A 15,751-nucleotide genomic window follows, 5' to 3' on the forward strand; every position below is an offset into this window, starting at 1 on the left:
GGACGACATTATGGCGAACAAAGCATTCAATGCTACTCGGGGCGATAAACTGTTCGATATATTCAACATCCTCGCGATGACCATGGTGCTGATCGTAACACTATATCCATTCCTTAACGTACTAGCCATCTCACTCAATAACTCGACAGATACAGTACGTGGCGGGATTTACTTGTGGCCTCGCGAATTCACATTACAGAACTACAAAACGATCTTCCAATATGATGGATTGTTACAAGGTTTGCAGATCTCCATCCTGCGTACACTTGTAGGTACTGTGCTCGGATTGATCAGTTCCTCCATGATCGCTTTTACACTGAGCAGACCTGACTTTGGACTTCGTAAATTTGTTTCTACAACACTTGCACTCACGATGTATTTCTCCGGTGGTCTGATTCCGGTATACATCCTGATGCGTGACCTGAACCTGATCGGTACATTCTGGGTATATGTATTGCCAGGCATGATCAGTGCATTTAACGTCTTCATTATCCGTTCATTTATTGATGGTCTGCCGTATGCATTGCAGGAATCCGCGAAGCTGGACGGTGCGAATGACTTTACGATCTATTACAGAATCATCCTGCCACTGTGTAAACCGGTACTCGCAACCATCGCATTGTTCCTGGCTGTAGGTCAATGGAATGCATGGTTCGATACGTACCTGTATAATGGTTCGAAGGCACATCTGACCACGCTCCAATATGAGCTGATGAAAGTACTGCAAAGTACGCAGCAAGGCTCAGGTGCTGGACGGAATGCCAATGACATGGCACAACAGATGACACAGATTTCACCTGAATCAATCAAGATGGCGATTACGATCGTTGTAACGGTTCCAATCCTGATTGTATATCCGTTCCTACAGAAGTACTTTGTTGGCGGTATGACATTGGGCGCAGTAAAAGCATAAGCAAGCTTGTATAGGCTGCCACATAGAGTGGCCGTACATCTACAAATGAAGCATCAGGATACCCGAAGCGCAGCCATTTGGTCTGCGCTTCACCGTATAGGGCTGCGGTGTGGTATTCATGAAGCTATAGACAGGGACAAAAAAGTCCCGGACAAAACAGACATATGAAACAGGGAGGATTACCATTATGGCAAGTTCCAAAATGAAGATTGCACTGGCACCAGTGCTTGCAATGTCTTTACTCGCAGGTTGTGGTGGAGGAAGCGGCGGTGATACGTCGTTCAAGGATACCAGCGCAGAGACAACTCCACTTACTTTCGATTTCTTCAGTGTTGATCCCAGTCCGAACTGGAATGGCATGAAGGATGAAGTGGGTAAAGTCCTTACAGAAAAAACAGGGGTAACGCTTAACGGTGAATTTGCCGTTAGTGGTGGTCAGGATAAGATATCCTTAATGGCGGCGAGCGGAGACTATCCGGATATCGTGTCACCCAAAGGAGAACTTAGCAAACTGGTGGATGCCGGAGCAATGCTTGATCTGACAGATCTGATCGACCAATATGCTCCCAATCTCAAGAAGCTGTATGGTAATTACATGAACCGGTTGAAATACAGTAATGAGGATCAGGCTATTTATGTGCTGCCGACGTATTATGCGGTAGACCAGAAATACTTTGATGCAGGTGGTGGATTTGGAATTCAGCACCGTGTACTGAAAGAACTCGGATATCCGGAAGTGCGTACACTTCAGGATTACGAGAATGTTTTGAAGGCGTACAAAGAGAAACACCCTACGATTGATGGTCAGCCAACCATCCCGTTAACACTGGATGCGGATGATTGGAGAATCATGATTACCGTAACGAACCCGGCTTTCCAGGCAACGGGTGCACCGGATGATGGTGAATATTACATCGATCCAGAAACGTACGAAGCAATGCTGCATTACAAACGTCCAGAGGAAAAAGAGTACTTCCGCTGGTTGAACCATATGTATAACACTGGATTGCTGGATCAGGACAGCTTCATCCAGAAAACAGACCAATACAAATCCAAAATTGCAAGTGGGCGTGTTCTTGGTGTTATTGACCAGGATTGGGGATATTCCGATGCAGAAAATGCTTTGAAATCCGCGGGCAAGTCTGAAGCGACGTATTCACACTTCCCGGTTACCCTCTCCGAGGATATCAAGGATCAAACCTTCCAAGACCCTGGTTTTGTATCCGGTTGGGGTGTAGGGATTACAACGACCAATCCGGATCCGGTTCGTACGATCAAATTCTTCGATTATCTGGCTTCTGAAGAAGGGCAAGTATTGATGAACTGGGGAATTGAAGGTAAACAGTATGAAGTGAAGGACGGCAAACGTGTCATTCCTGCCGACATTCAGGACCAAAAAACGAATAATGCAGCTGTGTTCCAGAAAGAGACGGGTATAGGACTGTACACCAATATCTCTGGGCACTATGGAGATGGTGTGAAGGATTCAACGGACAATTACTACACTACGAATTTCCCTGAACAGATCGTGGCAGCATATTCCGATGCTGAGAAAGAAACACTTAAAGCTTACGGAGCTACAACTTGGAAAGATATGTTCCCTAGTGAAGACGAGTTCCCAATCAAACCATGGGGAGCAGCATACAATCTGCCAACACCAGGGGACTCCAACTACAACGTCATCTTTAAGAAAACCCAGGATATCATCCGGAAACGTATTCCGGAAGCCATTTTGAGTACTCCTGAGCAGTTCGATGCCATCTATGATGGCATGATTACAGAAGTGAACCAAGCAGGAGCAGAGGACATGGAGAAACAATATACAGAACTCGTTCAAAACCGTGTTCAGTTGTGGAGCGGTGAAGAGGCTAAATAAACAATAAGCAAGACAGATTTAAAAAGAGAAAGAACCCGTATTATACGGGTTCTTTTTTTTATCTAAAACGTTTTCTAAAAAACGTTTTCAATTTTATAAATTCACTATTGACAAGGACTTTAAGAGGCATTATTATTCAATTATGAAAGCACTTACATTTGCTTGTACATCATGTGATATGTAGCCTGATTGCAGGGTGAAAATTCCCTAAGGGGAAGGAAGTAAGGTAGTGTAGGGCAGTTTTTCATTTTTCAGAAAACGCTTCTAATGTTATAAGAACAAGAAAATTACCTTCGTTTCATCTGGTCACGGTATGTGCAGGTCAGCCTGTTATACAAATATACAGCTTCATTATATCCATAAGGGGGATTACACATGAAGGGCAAAACACCAAAAACATTCGCAATGCTTCTGTTAGCCAGTGCTCTTGCAATTACAGCAGGATGCAGCAGCAATGGAGGAGGAAGTAACGCTTCAGAAAAGCCGGTTGATTCCGGAGACACAACCAGTCCAGTAACCTTTACATTCTTTGGTGCAGATGCAAGTCCGAACTGGAACAACATGAAGGATGCTGTCGGTCAAGAGATTACCAAGGCAACGGGAGTTACAATTGAGGCTGAGTATGATGTGAATAATGGTGGAGATCAAAAGATTCCTTTGATGGCTGCGAGTGGTGATTACCCTGATATTATCTATCCTAAAGGCAACTTGTCGAAGCTTGTGGATGCAGGCGCGATGCTGGACCTGACCGATCTGATTGAGGAGCATGCTCCCAATTTGAAAAAAATCTATGGTGATCAGATGAACCGTCTGAAATATAGCTTGGAAGATCAAGCGATCTATACGATTCCGACCAATATGGGTGTAGATAACGTTGCATTTGACGCTACGGGCGGATTCGAGATTCAACAAAGAGTATTAAAAGAGCTTGGCTACCCTGAAGTGAAAACGCTTGCGGATTATGAAAACGTACTGAGAACGTATTATGAAAAACATCCAACGATTGATGGTCAACCGACTATTCCGTTGACATTAAACGCAGATGACTGGAAGATCATGATCACGGTAACGAACCCTGCATTCCAAGCTACGGGTGGACCGGATGATGGTGAGTATTATATCAATCCTGAGACCTATGAAGCCGTTCTCCACTACAAACGTCCTGAGGAAAAGGAGTATTTCCGTTGGTTGAACAAAATGTACAATGAAGGTCTGCTGGACAAAGACACATTTGTTCAAAAAGATGACCAATATAAATCCAAAATTGCCAGTGGCCGCGTACTTGGTCTGATCGACCAGGAGTGGAACTATGGTGAGGCGGAAAATGCTTTGAAATCGTCCAACGGTGGCGATAAAACATATGCTCACTTCTCCGTGTCCCTGAACAAGGACATTGTGGATCATACATTCCAGCCGACAGGTTTTGATGGTTACGGCATTGGGATTACAACTTCGGCCAAAGATCCGGTGCGCATTATCAAATTCATGGATTGGCTTGCATCTGATGAAGGTCAAGTCCTGAGAAACTGGGGCGTTGAAGGCAAGCACTACCAAGTAGAGAATGGCAAACGCGTTATCCCGGCAGACGTACAAGATCGCAAAACCAATGATAACTCTGCCTTCACGAAAGAGTCTGGCGTGGGTATGTACAATATATTCAGTGCGAGATACGGAGATGGCGTGAAAGATGCTACGGATAACTATTACACAACCAACTTCCCTGAGCAGATTCAGGCTGGATACACTGCAGCAGAGAAAGAGACATTGAAAGCTTATGGAATTACAACATGGAAAGATTTCTACCCTTCCGAAGATGATCTGAAATTGAAAGATTGGGGCGCAGCATATAACATGCCTGTACCTTCTGACACGGATTACAACGTAACGTTCCAAAAAACACAGGATATCGTACGCAAACGTATTCCAGAGGCGATCCTTGCCAAACCTGAAAACTTCGACAGCGTATACGATGGTCTCCTGGCTGAACTGGATAAAGCAGGTGCAGTGGAGATGGAAAAACAATATACGGTATGGATTAAAAATCGGGTATCCCTCTGGACTGGTAAAGACGTGAAATAAGGTTGAAAACCAAGCATTAAAGTGAAGGATTTTCATAGCGAAAAAAGCCCTTGAGAAAGGGCTTTTTTTATTGTTGACGTAAGCGGATGGATAGCCTATAATCTATCATGTAAGCACTTTCAGTAAGCGTTTTATAGTATGTTTCGAAAACGTTTTATGTGTGTTAGAAGAACCATGTTGTAAAATAGGTGCTGCTGACGATTGTCTTTGAAAATCAGGCTTTTACAGCATAAGTCGTAAGCGCATTCAAAAAAGTGGTATCCTCAGGCATAAAGCCTGTTATACAGATAAAACCTTCATAAATAATAGGGGGAACTAGACAATGAGAGGCAAGATGAAAGGTAATACACCCAAGACGTTTGCAATGTTGATGCTCGCAAGTGCAATGCTGGTCACAGCTGGATGCGGGAATTCGGGAACAAAAGAAACTACGGAGTCCAGTGGAACTGAACCCATTACAGTGACGTTCTTCGGTGCAGATCCAAGCCCGACCTGGAACAAGATGCAAGATGCAGTCGGTAAAGAGATTACTAAACAAACAGGCGTTACGATTGAAGCTGAGTATGATGTGAACAACGGTGGCGATCAGAAGATTGCACTTATGGCGGCCAGCGGTGATTACCCTGACCTCATCTTCCCTAAAGGTAACTTGTCTAAGCTTGTGGATGCAGGTGCAATGCTGGATCTGACCGATCTGATTGAAGAGCATGCTCCGAACCTGAAAAAAATCTATGGCGACCAGATGAACCGTCTGAAATATAACACGGAAGATCAGTCGATATATACGATCCCAACAAACATGGGTGTAGATAATGTTGTATTTGATGCAGGTGGCGGATTCGAAATTCAACAAAGAGTATTGAAAGAGCTTGGATACCCTGAAGTGAAGACACTTGAGGATTATGAGAATGTACTAAAAGCCTATTATGAAAAACATCCAACCATTGATGGTCAACCAACCATTCCGTTGACATTGAATGCAGATGACTGGAAGATCATGATCACGGTAACGAACCCGGCCTTCCAGGCAACAGGTGCCCCTGATGATGGTGAATACTACATTAACCCTGAAACGTATGAAGCGATGCTTCACTACAAGCGTCCTGAAGAGAAAGAGTACTTCCGTTGGTTGAACAAAATGTATAATGAAGGACTGTTGGACAAAGATACATTTGTTCAAAAGGATGATCAATATAAGTCCAAAATTGCCAGTGGCCGTGTACTCGGTCTGATCGATCAAGAGTGGAACTATCAAGAAGCTGAAAATGCACTCAAATCAGCAGGCAAGGACGATGCCACATATGCTCACTTCTCCGTGTCTTTGAACAAGGATATTGTAGATCATACGTTCCAACCAACCGGATTTGACGGTTATGGCATCGGGATCACAACTTCGGCCAAAGATCCGGTACGTATCATCAAATTCTTGGATTGGCTTGCTTCTGATGAAGGACAAGTGCTGAGAAACTGGGGTATTGAAGGCCAACACTATAACGTCGAAAATGGCAAACGTGTGATCCCTGACGAGATTCAGGATCGCAAAACCAATGACAACTCGAATTTCAGCAAAGAAACAGGCATTGGGATGTATAGTGCCTTTAGTGCAAGATACGGCGATGGTGTGAAAGATTCTACGGATAACTATTATACAACGAACTTCCCTGAGCAGATTCAAGCGGGTTATACTGCAGCCGAGAAGGAAACGTTGAAAGCCTACGGTATTACAACATGGAAAGATTTCTATCCTTCCGAAGATGATCTGAAGCTCAAGGAATGGGGAGCAGCATACAACATGTCTGTACCTTCAGGTACAGATTATGAAGTAACGTTCCGAAAAACACAGGATATCGTTCGTAAACGTATTCCGGAGGCTGTTCTGACTTCACCAGCAAACTTTGACGCAACCTATGATGCTTTCCTGGATGAATTGGACAAAGCAGGTGCAGTGGAGATGGAGAAACAATATACCGTTTGGGTGAAAGACCGTGTCTCCCTTTGGACAGGAAAAGATATAAAATAACATGCATTGTCCTCAACCCATGCTGAAATAAAAAAAGGCCCCTTCATAGGGGCCTTTTTTTATGTGGATGAGGTGTGATGATTTACATTGACGCAAATTTGGAAATCACATATAATCTCCTTAATGTAAGCACTTACCGAAAACGTTTTATGTCATAAATACTTCAATAGCTAATTGAGGAAAAGGAGCTAATGATGTCCCTACACAATAACCTAACTAAAATCAACCGTTTATGGTATCGACAACCGGCAAAACGCTGGGAAGAAGCACTACCCATCGGAAATGGCCGTCTTGGAGGCATGGTGTATGGCGGCGCAGCGGATGAACGAATTCAGCTCAATGAAGATACATTATGGTCAGGATTTCCGCGGGATACGATTCAATACAGCAGTCAGCGGTATTTGAAGCAGACGCGTGAGTTAATCATGTCTGGACAGTATGGTGAAGCTGAGGATTTGTTGAACCGAGAGATGCTCGGCCGTGACGTGGAGGCTTACCAGCCAATGGGGCATTTTCTGTTACACCATGAGGGTCTGGACGATCTTTCGTATGAAGCATTTGAGCGTGAACTTGATCTGGAGTCGGGTATTGCTACCACGACGTATTCACGGGGAGGAATTCGTTATGTACGTGAAGTGTATTCCAGTGCTTCGGATAATCTGATGGTTTGCACATGGACTGCGGATCGAAAGGCTGCTTTGAATGCCAGCGTTACGCTAGACAGTCCCCACCCTTATCGCATTGAGACCTCAGGAGATGCACTCACGATGTTTAGCCGTTGCCCGAGTCACGTGGAATCCAATTATTTCAGAGATCACCCGGAATCCGTCCTGTATGAAGAAGATCGGGGAACCGCATATGCAGTGCGTGTAGCAGTTACGGCAACAGGGGAGCACGCAAAGGTCTCCAATCTGGAAGGCAAGTTGCACATTCAGGGTGCTGATCAGGTTGTTTTCTATCTGGCAGCGGCTACGTCCTTTGAAAGTTACGATGTGTTGCCTGTGAAGGATAACTGGTTGCTCGAAAAGGAATGCGTGGATATGATCTCCAAAGCGATCACACATGGTGCGGAAGTGCTTCGGGAAAGACATGTACAAGATCATCGCGCATTGTTTAACAGAGTCTCTATTGATTTAGGTGCATCGGTTAACGCAGAATTGCCTACGGATGAACGGCTGCAGGCCTATCAGGACGGGGAACAAGACCCCGGATTGGAGGCACTTTATTTCCAATATGGAAGATATCTGTTAATGGCTAGTTCGCGGCCGGGCAGCCAGCCTGCCAATCTTCAGGGAATCTGGAACCATCAGGTAGAACCGCCGTGGCATAGTGACTATACCATCAACATCAACACGGAGATGAATTACTGGCCGGCAGAAGTCTGCAATCTCAGTGAATGTCATGAGCCGCTGTTTGATATGCTGACCGATCTCAGTGATACAGGACGCAGAACGGCGCGTATTCTGTATGGAGCCCGTGGATGGGCTGCTCATCATAATGTAGATATCTGGAGAACCACTACGCCGACAGGTGGAGATGCAAGCTGGGCTTTTTGGCCGATGGGCGGTGTGTGGCTTACCTCGGATCTATGGGAGCACTATCAATTTACCGGTAATCAACGTTTTCTTGAGGAACGTGCCTACCCCATCATGAAGGAAGCGGCGTTGTTCTGTCTCGACTGGCTGGTGGAAGGACCTGAGGGATATCTGGTTACAATTCCATCCACTTCACCAGAGAACAAGTTTCTGACAGAAGCTGGAGAGTCACGCAGTATATCCATGGCTTCAACGATGGATATGACTTTGATTCGTGAATTGTTTAGCCGTTGTATTGAAGCCTCGAAGCAACTAAATATAGATGAATCGTTGGCAAGTGAGTGGAGTGAGGCGCTGGACAAACTCTATCCATTCCGTATTGGAAGTGAAGGACAATTGCTGGAGTGGTTTAAGGATTTTGCCGAATCCGAGCCAGGGCATCGTCACGTCTCTCACCTGTATGGACTGTATCCCGGGGAGCAGATCAATCGAGTGCACTCACCGGAACTGGTGGAAGCAGCACGAATATCGCTGGAACGTCGTATCTCACAAGGTGGCGGGCATACAGGATGGAGCTGTGCATGGTTAATCAATCTGTATGCACGACTGCTGGATAGCAGCCATGCACATCAGTTTGTGCGCACGTTACTGGCCCGATCCACACATCCGAATCTGTTCGATGACCATCCACCATTCCAGATCGATGGTAACTTTGGAGGTACGGCTGGAATTGCCGAGATGTTGTTGCAGAGCCACTTGAACGAGTTACATTTGCTACCTGCACTGCCTGAACTCTGGACTCAAGGTCGTGTTGAAGGGCTTCGTGCTAGAGGTGGTTATACGGTAGCAATTACGTGGACGGACAACAAGCTTGCGTCAGCGGTTATCAAAGCAGATCGAAGTGATTCACTAACCCTTCGCAGTACTTATCCGCTACGTGTGGAAGGAAATGAACAAGCGAAGGCAGAGCTTACGCCCCAGGGCGATTATGTAACTATTTTAACGATGACCGCAGGACAGACGATCCGCGTGTCATCATGAGACGGAGGAGCTAACCATGACCATTTTTCAATTTCCACAAGATTTTCGATGGGGAACAGCAACTGCTTCCTATCAAATAGAAGGAGCGGCACAGGAAGGTGGACGCGGGGTATCCATCTGGGATACATTTGCTCGCACACCTGGCAAAGTATTTAACGGAGACAATGGGGATGTCGCATGTGACAGTTACCACCGGTATGAGGAAGACATCGAACTGATGAAGAAACTCGGAATTAATACGTATCGGTTCTCCATTGCATGGCCGCGCATTATTCCTGACGGAGATGGAGAGATCAATCGGGAAGGACTGGACTTCTACCATCGCTTCGTGGATGCATTGATAGAGGCGGGTATCGAACCGTTCCTCACCCTGTATCACTGGGACCTTCCACAAACGCTGGAGGATGACGGTGGCTGGGGCAATCGCAGAACTGTAGACGCTTTTGTGAAATATGCCGAAGTGATTTTCAAGGAATTCTCGGGCAAGATCAACTTTTGGCTAACATTTAATGAACCCTGGTGCATCGCATTCCTGTCGAACCTTCTCGGGATTCATGCGCCAGGAAACAAAGACCTGCAAACATCAATTAATGTAGCACATGGATTGCTGGTTGCTCATGGTAAAGCCGTTCAATCGTTCCGTCGCCTGGGAACAACCGGTCAGATTGGTATCGCTCCGAACGTGTGCTGGGCTGAGCCGTACAGCAAATCTCCTGAAGACCAGGCAGCGTGTGATCGATCCATTGCGCTCAATACCGATTGGTTCCTAGACCCGATCTACAAAGGCACGTATCCGCAGTTTATGGTGGACTGGTTCGCAGAAGCAGGAGCTACGGTGCCAATCCAGGAAGGCGATATGGAGATTATCTCGCAACCAATCGATCTGCTCGGCATTAACTATTATACGATGGGAATTAATCGATTCAATCCGGAAGCGGGTGTTCTTCAATCGGAAGAAGTGGACATGGGCTTGACCAAGACAGATATCGGCTGGCCGGTGGAATCACGCGGTTTGTATGAATTCATGCATTACTTGCAAAAGTACGGCAATGTGGATGTATATATCACGGAGAATGGTGCCTGTATTAATGATGATTTGGAGAATGGCAAAATTAATGATGATCGCCGGATTGCCTATTATGAACAGCATTTGGCTCAAATTCATCGCATCATTAACGATGGCATTAATCTGAAAGGATACATGGCATGGTCATTGATGGATAACTTCGAGTGGGCAGAAGGCTACCGGATGCGTTTTGGTCTTGTTCATGTGGACTATCGCTCACTCGTGAGAACGCCGAAAGAGAGCTATTACTGGTATCAGAATGTCATCAAGAATAATTGGTTAGAGACACGGAACTAAGGGGTTCCCCAATAAATGCAAAAGTATTTTTAAGGGGAAATCAGGTTCGCATTATACATGGCTACCTTATTAATGAAGAAAAAGACGGTAACATTGGAGTATTCCAATGCACCGTCTTTTTTGTATTTTTACAGTTATCAAAGAGTAGTTCATAAAGGTTTCATAAGGTCAAGTAGAGTTCCTGTTATGAAAAGACGATTTTTGGGTTATAAGAAGTATGAGTAAATGGATTAATGTTTTGTCAACAGTTGAAAATAAAATAAAGTGTCCAAATTGCGAATGAAATTTGAACATTTGTTGACTAAAATTCATACTGATGTGGTATATTGGTATAAGGAAAGCACTTACAAAAAGGGAAAAGGAAGTGTTTACTATGGCATCGAAGACAGCAATGGTCAGCCAATTGGAGCGCAAAGACAAAAATATGCGGCGCGCCGTCTTGACGATGACAGTTCTGGCATGGGTCGCACTCATTACGGGAGTGGTCATGTGTCTGATCAATTTGAATGATTTTAATGATCGTAATCTTGGCTTGATGGTCGGTATTGGATTCCTTGTAGGTAGTGTGTTTATTTACGTAATTGCCAAAGCAATTGGCCTTGTTCATACACGCCGGGAAGACGAAGGCGCCGATTGATTATAATCCTGCGTTAATTCGTTCATAATAAGACTGGATAAGTACCCGGAATCCAGTCAATAAAGCCCTTTGCGGATTCGTTGACACTGATCAACGGGACTGCAAAGGGTTTTATTTTGTGACTTGATGTGTAAAGATTACGAAGTACAAATATCAAGCACGCAAGCGATTTGTGAGAAAAAATTCACACATTTAAGGTGTAAAATCGACAAATTTGTTAACAAGAACAAAAAAGTTGTTCATTTCTGATATCTTTAGTAGGAAGAGAGTAGTATACTGATTTTTCAGTATGAGCGAATTTAAGGAGAGGGGATCAAAATGAACAAGAAACCTAGGTCGCTAATCCGGATTATCATTCCGGTTGTCCTGACGTTGGTTACAATTGCATTGATTGTCTGGCCAATGCTGGCAGGCGGGCAGTACGTTGTTCTGGATCCGAAGGGGCCAATTGGCGCTTCGCAGAGAGATTTGATTGTCATCTCGACAATTTTGTGTGCTGTCATCATTGTGCCAGTACTCATTTTGTCTGCCGTAATCGTATGGCGTTACCGCGACAAGCCGGATAACAAAGCTGCTTATGAGCCTAACTGGTCTCATAGTACGAAAGCGGAGGCAATCTGGTGGACGGTTCCAATTATCATTATTGGAATACTTGCAATTGTAACGATTCGTTACACGTATGATCTGGAGCCTTCGAAGCCGCTGGCTCATGAGAAGGAACCAATCACCATCCAAGTTTCTTCACTGGACTGGAAATGGCTGTTTATGTATCCGGAGCAAGGGATTGCAACGGTCAACACGCTGAATATTCCGGCAGACCGGCCCGTGAAATTTGAACTCACTGCGGATTCACCAATGAACTCATTCTGGATTCCGCAACTCGGAGGACAGATTTATACGATGTCGGGTATGGCGATGACCTTGTATCTGCAGGCAGATCATGAAGGCAAGTACTGGGGTTCAGGCGCCAACTTCACAGGTGAGCATTTCGGAGAAATGCGTTTTGATGTGAATGCTACATCGGACGAAGATTTTGACAAATGGGTCGCTGAAGTGAAACAGAATTCTCAGGAATTGACTACAGAAGGTTACAAAGCGCTGGCTGAACCAGGAACGAGCAATGTAGCTTATTATTCTGCGTTCCCAGAAGGATTGTTCCAAAATATCGTGACCAAGTATGTTGTAGATGGTCAAAGTGCTCACAGCAAGCATGGAAGTTCAAGTGAAGCTTCTGGAGCCGTTCAAAGTCCAAGCAATGCGTCCAATCAAGACGAGGACAAGAGTGCTAACTAAAGATTCGAAAGGAGGCCCCCAATGTTAGAGAGACTAAAAGAGTTTGCATCGGAGTTTTTCGTAACTGGCGACCCGCTGATCTATGGAGCAGACGTGGCCATCGGTATTACGATGATTACGATCGTAGCGGTGCTGACTTATTTCAAAAAATGGGGCTGGCTCTGGCGTAACTGGTTAACTACCGTCGATCATAAAAAGATCGGTATTATGTATATCATTGCTTCTATTATCATGTTGTTCCGTGGTGGTGTAGATGCATTGATGATGCGTCTGCAGCTGGCTATGCCTAACATGGATTTCTTACATCCTGAGCATTATAATCAGGTCTTTACAACTCACGGCACGATCATGATCCTGTTCATGGCGATGCCATTTATGTTTGGTTTATTTAACGTTATCGTGCCATTACAGATCGGAGCAAGGGATGTCGCCTTCCCGTTCTTGAATGCATTGAGCTTCTGGTTATTCTTCCTGGGAGCAATGCTGTTTAACCTGTCCTTCGTTATCGGTGGTTCACCGGATGCGGGATGGCTGAGTTATCCACCTCTATCGGAGCTGTCACACAGTCCGGGGGTCGGACAGAACTTCTATATATGGGGTATACAGATATCGGGTATCGGTTCCCTGGCTACCGGTATCAACTTCCTGGTTACCATCATTAAAATGCGTGCGCCAGGTATGAGATGGATGAAAATGCCGATGTTCACATGGTCGGTATTCTCCACATGTATCATTATCTTGTTTGCTTTCCCGATCTTGACTGTGACACTTGCATTGCTATTCCTCGACAGGTTTGCCGGGGCGCATTTCTTCACACTTGATCTGGGCGGTAACCCAATGATGTATATCAACTTGATCTGGATGTGGGGTCACCCTGAGGTATACATTGTCGTCTTGCCGGCATTCGGTGTGTTCTCCGAGATTGTAAGTACCTTCTCGCGGAAAAAACTGTTTGGTTACAAGTCAATGGTATTTGCAATGTTAATCATCAGCTTCCTGTCCTTCTTCACATGGGCGCATCACTTCTTCACGATGGGTTCAGGAGCGGACGTGAATGCATTCTTCGCCGTAACTACGATGTTGATTGCCATTCCAACAGGGGTTAAGATATTTAACTGGCTGTTTACCATGTATCGAGGAAGGATTCGCATGGCGACTCCGATGATGTGGACACTTGCCTTTATCCCGTGCTTTATTGTCGGGGGTATGACAGGCGTTCTGTTATCCGTTGCTCCTGCTGACTTCCAGTTCCACAACAGTTACTTCCTGATTGCCCACTTCCACCAAGTATTGATCGGTGGCGTTGTCTTCGGATACTTCGCTGGTCTGTATTACTGGTGGCCTAAAATGTTCGGTTTCCAACTCGAAGAGAAACTGGGCAAATGGGCATTCTGGACTTGGAATATTGGTTTCTATGTCTGCTTCATGCCGCAGTACGCTGTCGGTCTGATGGGTATGACACGTCGTCTGAGCACATACGGCTGGGATACTGGCTGGTGGGAACTGAACTTCGTATCCACAATCGGGGCATTCCTGATGGGTGTCGGATTCTTGTTCCAAGTTGCACAAATTGCAGACGGTATTCGCAAATACAAAACACTTAAAGCTTCCGGCGATCCATGGGATGGTCGTACGCTCGAGTGGTCGATTCCTTCACCAGCTCCAGAGTACAACTTCGCTGTTACACCGCGCGGAGATGATATTGATGAGTGGTGGGAAGAGAAAGAACGTCGTGCGAAAGGCATTCATCCGCCTGAGCCTGTATATGAGCCAATTCATATGCCGAAGAATTCTTCCATTCCGTTCATCATGTCTGTCTTCTGGTTTGTAGCCGGCTTTGGCTTCGTATTCGGTTGGCTGTGGATGGCGATTCTCGGACTTGCTGGCGTAGGCATCTGTATGATCGCCCGTTCATTCTCTTACGATACGGATTATTACATTCCGGTCGACGAAATCAAGCGTACCGAAGCGTCGTTAAGGGGGTCGGTATAGATGGCTCAAGCAGCCGCTAAGCACGGTGAGAATCATGCGCATGGTCATGACCATGGCCACCATGATCCACAGGAAATGAAAATTCTCGGTTTCTGGTTCTTCCTGATTTCCGACGTTATCTTGTTCTCCGTATTGTTCGCAACCTTCATTGTGTTGCGTGACAATTCGGCGGGCGGACCGATTTTGTCCGAACTGATCAAAATGCCTGGCGTTATCGCCGAGACATTTATCTTGCTCACGAGTTCATTTACGAGCGGACTTGCCGTTCTGGCAATGAACCAGGGTAAAGTGAAACAATTGATTAACTGGCTGATTGTTACAGCTGTTCTGGGTGCAAGCTTTATCGCCCTGGAGGTTTATGAGTTTATTGAGATGGTTCACGAAGGATTCAGTTACACGACGAGTGCAGCTTCGGGTGCATTCTTCACCCTCGTGGGTACTCACGGACTTCACGTATCGCTTGGTCTGATCTGGATGATCGGACTCATGTTCCAACTGAAAAAACGTGGGATTACCGACGTTACTCGTGGTAAGATCAACGTTATCAGCTTGTACTGGCACTTCTTGGACGTCGTATGGATCTTCCTCCTGTCGATCGTCTATCTCATGGGGGTGATGTAGATGGCAGAGCACAACTCACATGATTCCCACGGCCATGAACAACATGGCTCACTGAAGTCTTATGTCATCGGCTTCATTCTGTCCGTCGTACTGACAATCATTCCACTTGTGGTGGTTCTGAACGACATGATGGGCAAAACAGGAACACTTATTGTGATTCTGGGTACAGCAGCACTTCAGTTTGTGGTTCAACTCTTCTTCTTCATGCATATTCGTGAAACAGAAAAACCACGCTGGAATGTAATGGCACTTATATTCGGATTGCTGATTATGATGACCATCGTAATTGGTTCGATCTGGATTATGCTTAACAACGCTGTTGCACATTAATATGTGAATCAAAGAAGATCTCCCGGTCTGTGATACAGACTGGGGAGATCT

Annotated in this window: 11 protein-coding genes; all 11 read left to right on the forward strand. The window is 45.5% G+C overall.

The genetic code is table 11. The features are described from left to right. Positions 1-10 precede the first annotated feature (10 nt). The 11 genes from MKY73_RS03060 (at position 11) to cyoD (ending at position 15,700) form a co-directional block, all read left to right on the forward strand. The gene (locus tag MKY73_RS03060; protein WP_278298248.1) at positions 11-913 is read left to right on the forward strand and encodes a carbohydrate ABC transporter permease; all 903 of its coding nucleotides are present in this window, start codon (positions 11-13) and stop codon (positions 911-913) included. A gap of 187 nt (positions 914-1,100) precedes the next feature. Then, positions 1,101-2,789, forward strand: coding sequence for an ABC transporter substrate-binding protein (locus tag MKY73_RS03065; protein WP_339305603.1), 1,689 nt, complete (start codon positions 1,101-1,103; stop codon positions 2,787-2,789). A gap of 375 nt (positions 2,790-3,164) precedes the next feature. Continuing rightward, the gene (locus MKY73_RS03070) at positions 3,165-4,868 is read left to right on the forward strand and encodes an ABC transporter substrate-binding protein (RefSeq protein WP_339305604.1); all 1,704 of its coding nucleotides are present in this window, start codon (positions 3,165-3,167) and stop codon (positions 4,866-4,868) included. 334 nt (positions 4,869-5,202) lie between these two features. Then, on the forward strand, positions 5,203-6,888 hold the full coding sequence (locus MKY73_RS03075) for an ABC transporter substrate-binding protein (protein ID WP_339243209.1): 1,686 nt from the start codon (positions 5,203-5,205) through the stop codon (positions 6,886-6,888). 191 nt (positions 6,889-7,079) lie between these two features. Beyond that, entirely contained in the window at positions 7,080-9,464 is a 2,385-nt protein-coding gene (locus MKY73_RS03080; RefSeq protein ID WP_339305605.1) for a glycoside hydrolase family 95 protein, read from the forward strand. Positions 9,465-9,480: 16 nt separating this feature from the next. Further along, entirely contained in the window at positions 9,481-10,827 is a 1,347-nt protein-coding gene (locus tag MKY73_RS03085; RefSeq protein WP_339305606.1) for a GH1 family beta-glucosidase, read from the forward strand. Between the two features lie 373 nt (positions 10,828-11,200). Then, the gene (locus MKY73_RS03090; protein ID WP_091038518.1) at positions 11,201-11,464 is read left to right on the forward strand and encodes a hypothetical protein; all 264 of its coding nucleotides are present in this window, start codon (positions 11,201-11,203) and stop codon (positions 11,462-11,464) included. A gap of 318 nt (positions 11,465-11,782) precedes the next feature. Further along, positions 11,783-12,757: a ubiquinol oxidase subunit II gene (gene cyoA, locus MKY73_RS03095; protein ID WP_339305607.1), complete on the forward strand. Its 975-nt coding sequence runs from the start codon at positions 11,783-11,785 to the stop codon at positions 12,755-12,757. A 21-nt stretch (positions 12,758-12,778) separates the two neighbouring features. Next, a complete protein-coding gene (locus MKY73_RS03100; RefSeq protein WP_339305609.1) occupies positions 12,779-14,749 on the forward strand; it encodes a cbb3-type cytochrome c oxidase subunit I in 1,971 nt (656 codons plus the stop codon). After that, positions 14,750-15,370: a cytochrome o ubiquinol oxidase subunit III gene (gene cyoC / locus MKY73_RS03105; protein ID WP_253440979.1), complete on the forward strand. Its 621-nt coding sequence runs from the start codon at positions 14,750-14,752 to the stop codon at positions 15,368-15,370. It begins immediately after the preceding gene. After that, entirely contained in the window at positions 15,371-15,700 is a 330-nt protein-coding gene (cyoD, locus tag MKY73_RS03110) for a cytochrome o ubiquinol oxidase subunit IV (protein ID WP_091019256.1), read from the forward strand. Positions 15,701-15,751: the final 51 nt, after the last annotated feature.

It is taken from the genome of Paenibacillus sp. FSL R5-0519, assembly GCF_037974275.1.
GTDB lineage: Bacteria > Bacillota > Bacilli > Paenibacillales > Paenibacillaceae > Paenibacillus.

Excerpts from the sequence above, each read along its gene's own strand:
- MKY73_RS03100 (WP_339305609.1), top strand. The coding sequence starts at position 12,779 with ATGTTAGAGAGACTAAAAGAGTTTGCATCGGAGTTTTTCGTAACTGGC.
- MKY73_RS03065 (WP_339305603.1), top strand. The coding sequence starts at position 1,101 with ATGGCAAGTTCCAAAATGAAGATTGCACTGGCACCAGTGCTTGCAATG.
- MKY73_RS03090 (WP_091038518.1), top strand. The coding sequence starts at position 11,201 with ATGGCATCGAAGACAGCAATGGTCAGCCAATTGGAGCGCAAAGACAAA.
- cyoA (WP_339305607.1), top strand. The coding sequence starts at position 11,783 with ATGAACAAGAAACCTAGGTCGCTAATCCGGATTATCATTCCGGTTGTC.
- cyoC (WP_253440979.1), top strand. The coding sequence starts at position 14,750 with ATGGCTCAAGCAGCCGCTAAGCACGGTGAGAATCATGCGCATGGTCAT.
- MKY73_RS03070 (WP_339305604.1), top strand. The coding sequence starts at position 3,165 with ATGAAGGGCAAAACACCAAAAACATTCGCAATGCTTCTGTTAGCCAGT.
- MKY73_RS03080 (WP_339305605.1), top strand. The coding sequence starts at position 7,080 with ATGATGTCCCTACACAATAACCTAACTAAAATCAACCGTTTATGGTAT.
- MKY73_RS03085 (WP_339305606.1), top strand. The coding sequence starts at position 9,481 with ATGACCATTTTTCAATTTCCACAAGATTTTCGATGGGGAACAGCAACT.
- MKY73_RS03060 (WP_278298248.1), top strand. The coding sequence starts at position 11 with ATGGCGAACAAAGCATTCAATGCTACTCGGGGCGATAAACTGTTCGAT.
- cyoD (WP_091019256.1), top strand. The coding sequence starts at position 15,371 with ATGGCAGAGCACAACTCACATGATTCCCACGGCCATGAACAACATGGC.
- MKY73_RS03075 (WP_339243209.1), top strand. The coding sequence starts at position 5,203 with ATGAAAGGTAATACACCCAAGACGTTTGCAATGTTGATGCTCGCAAGT.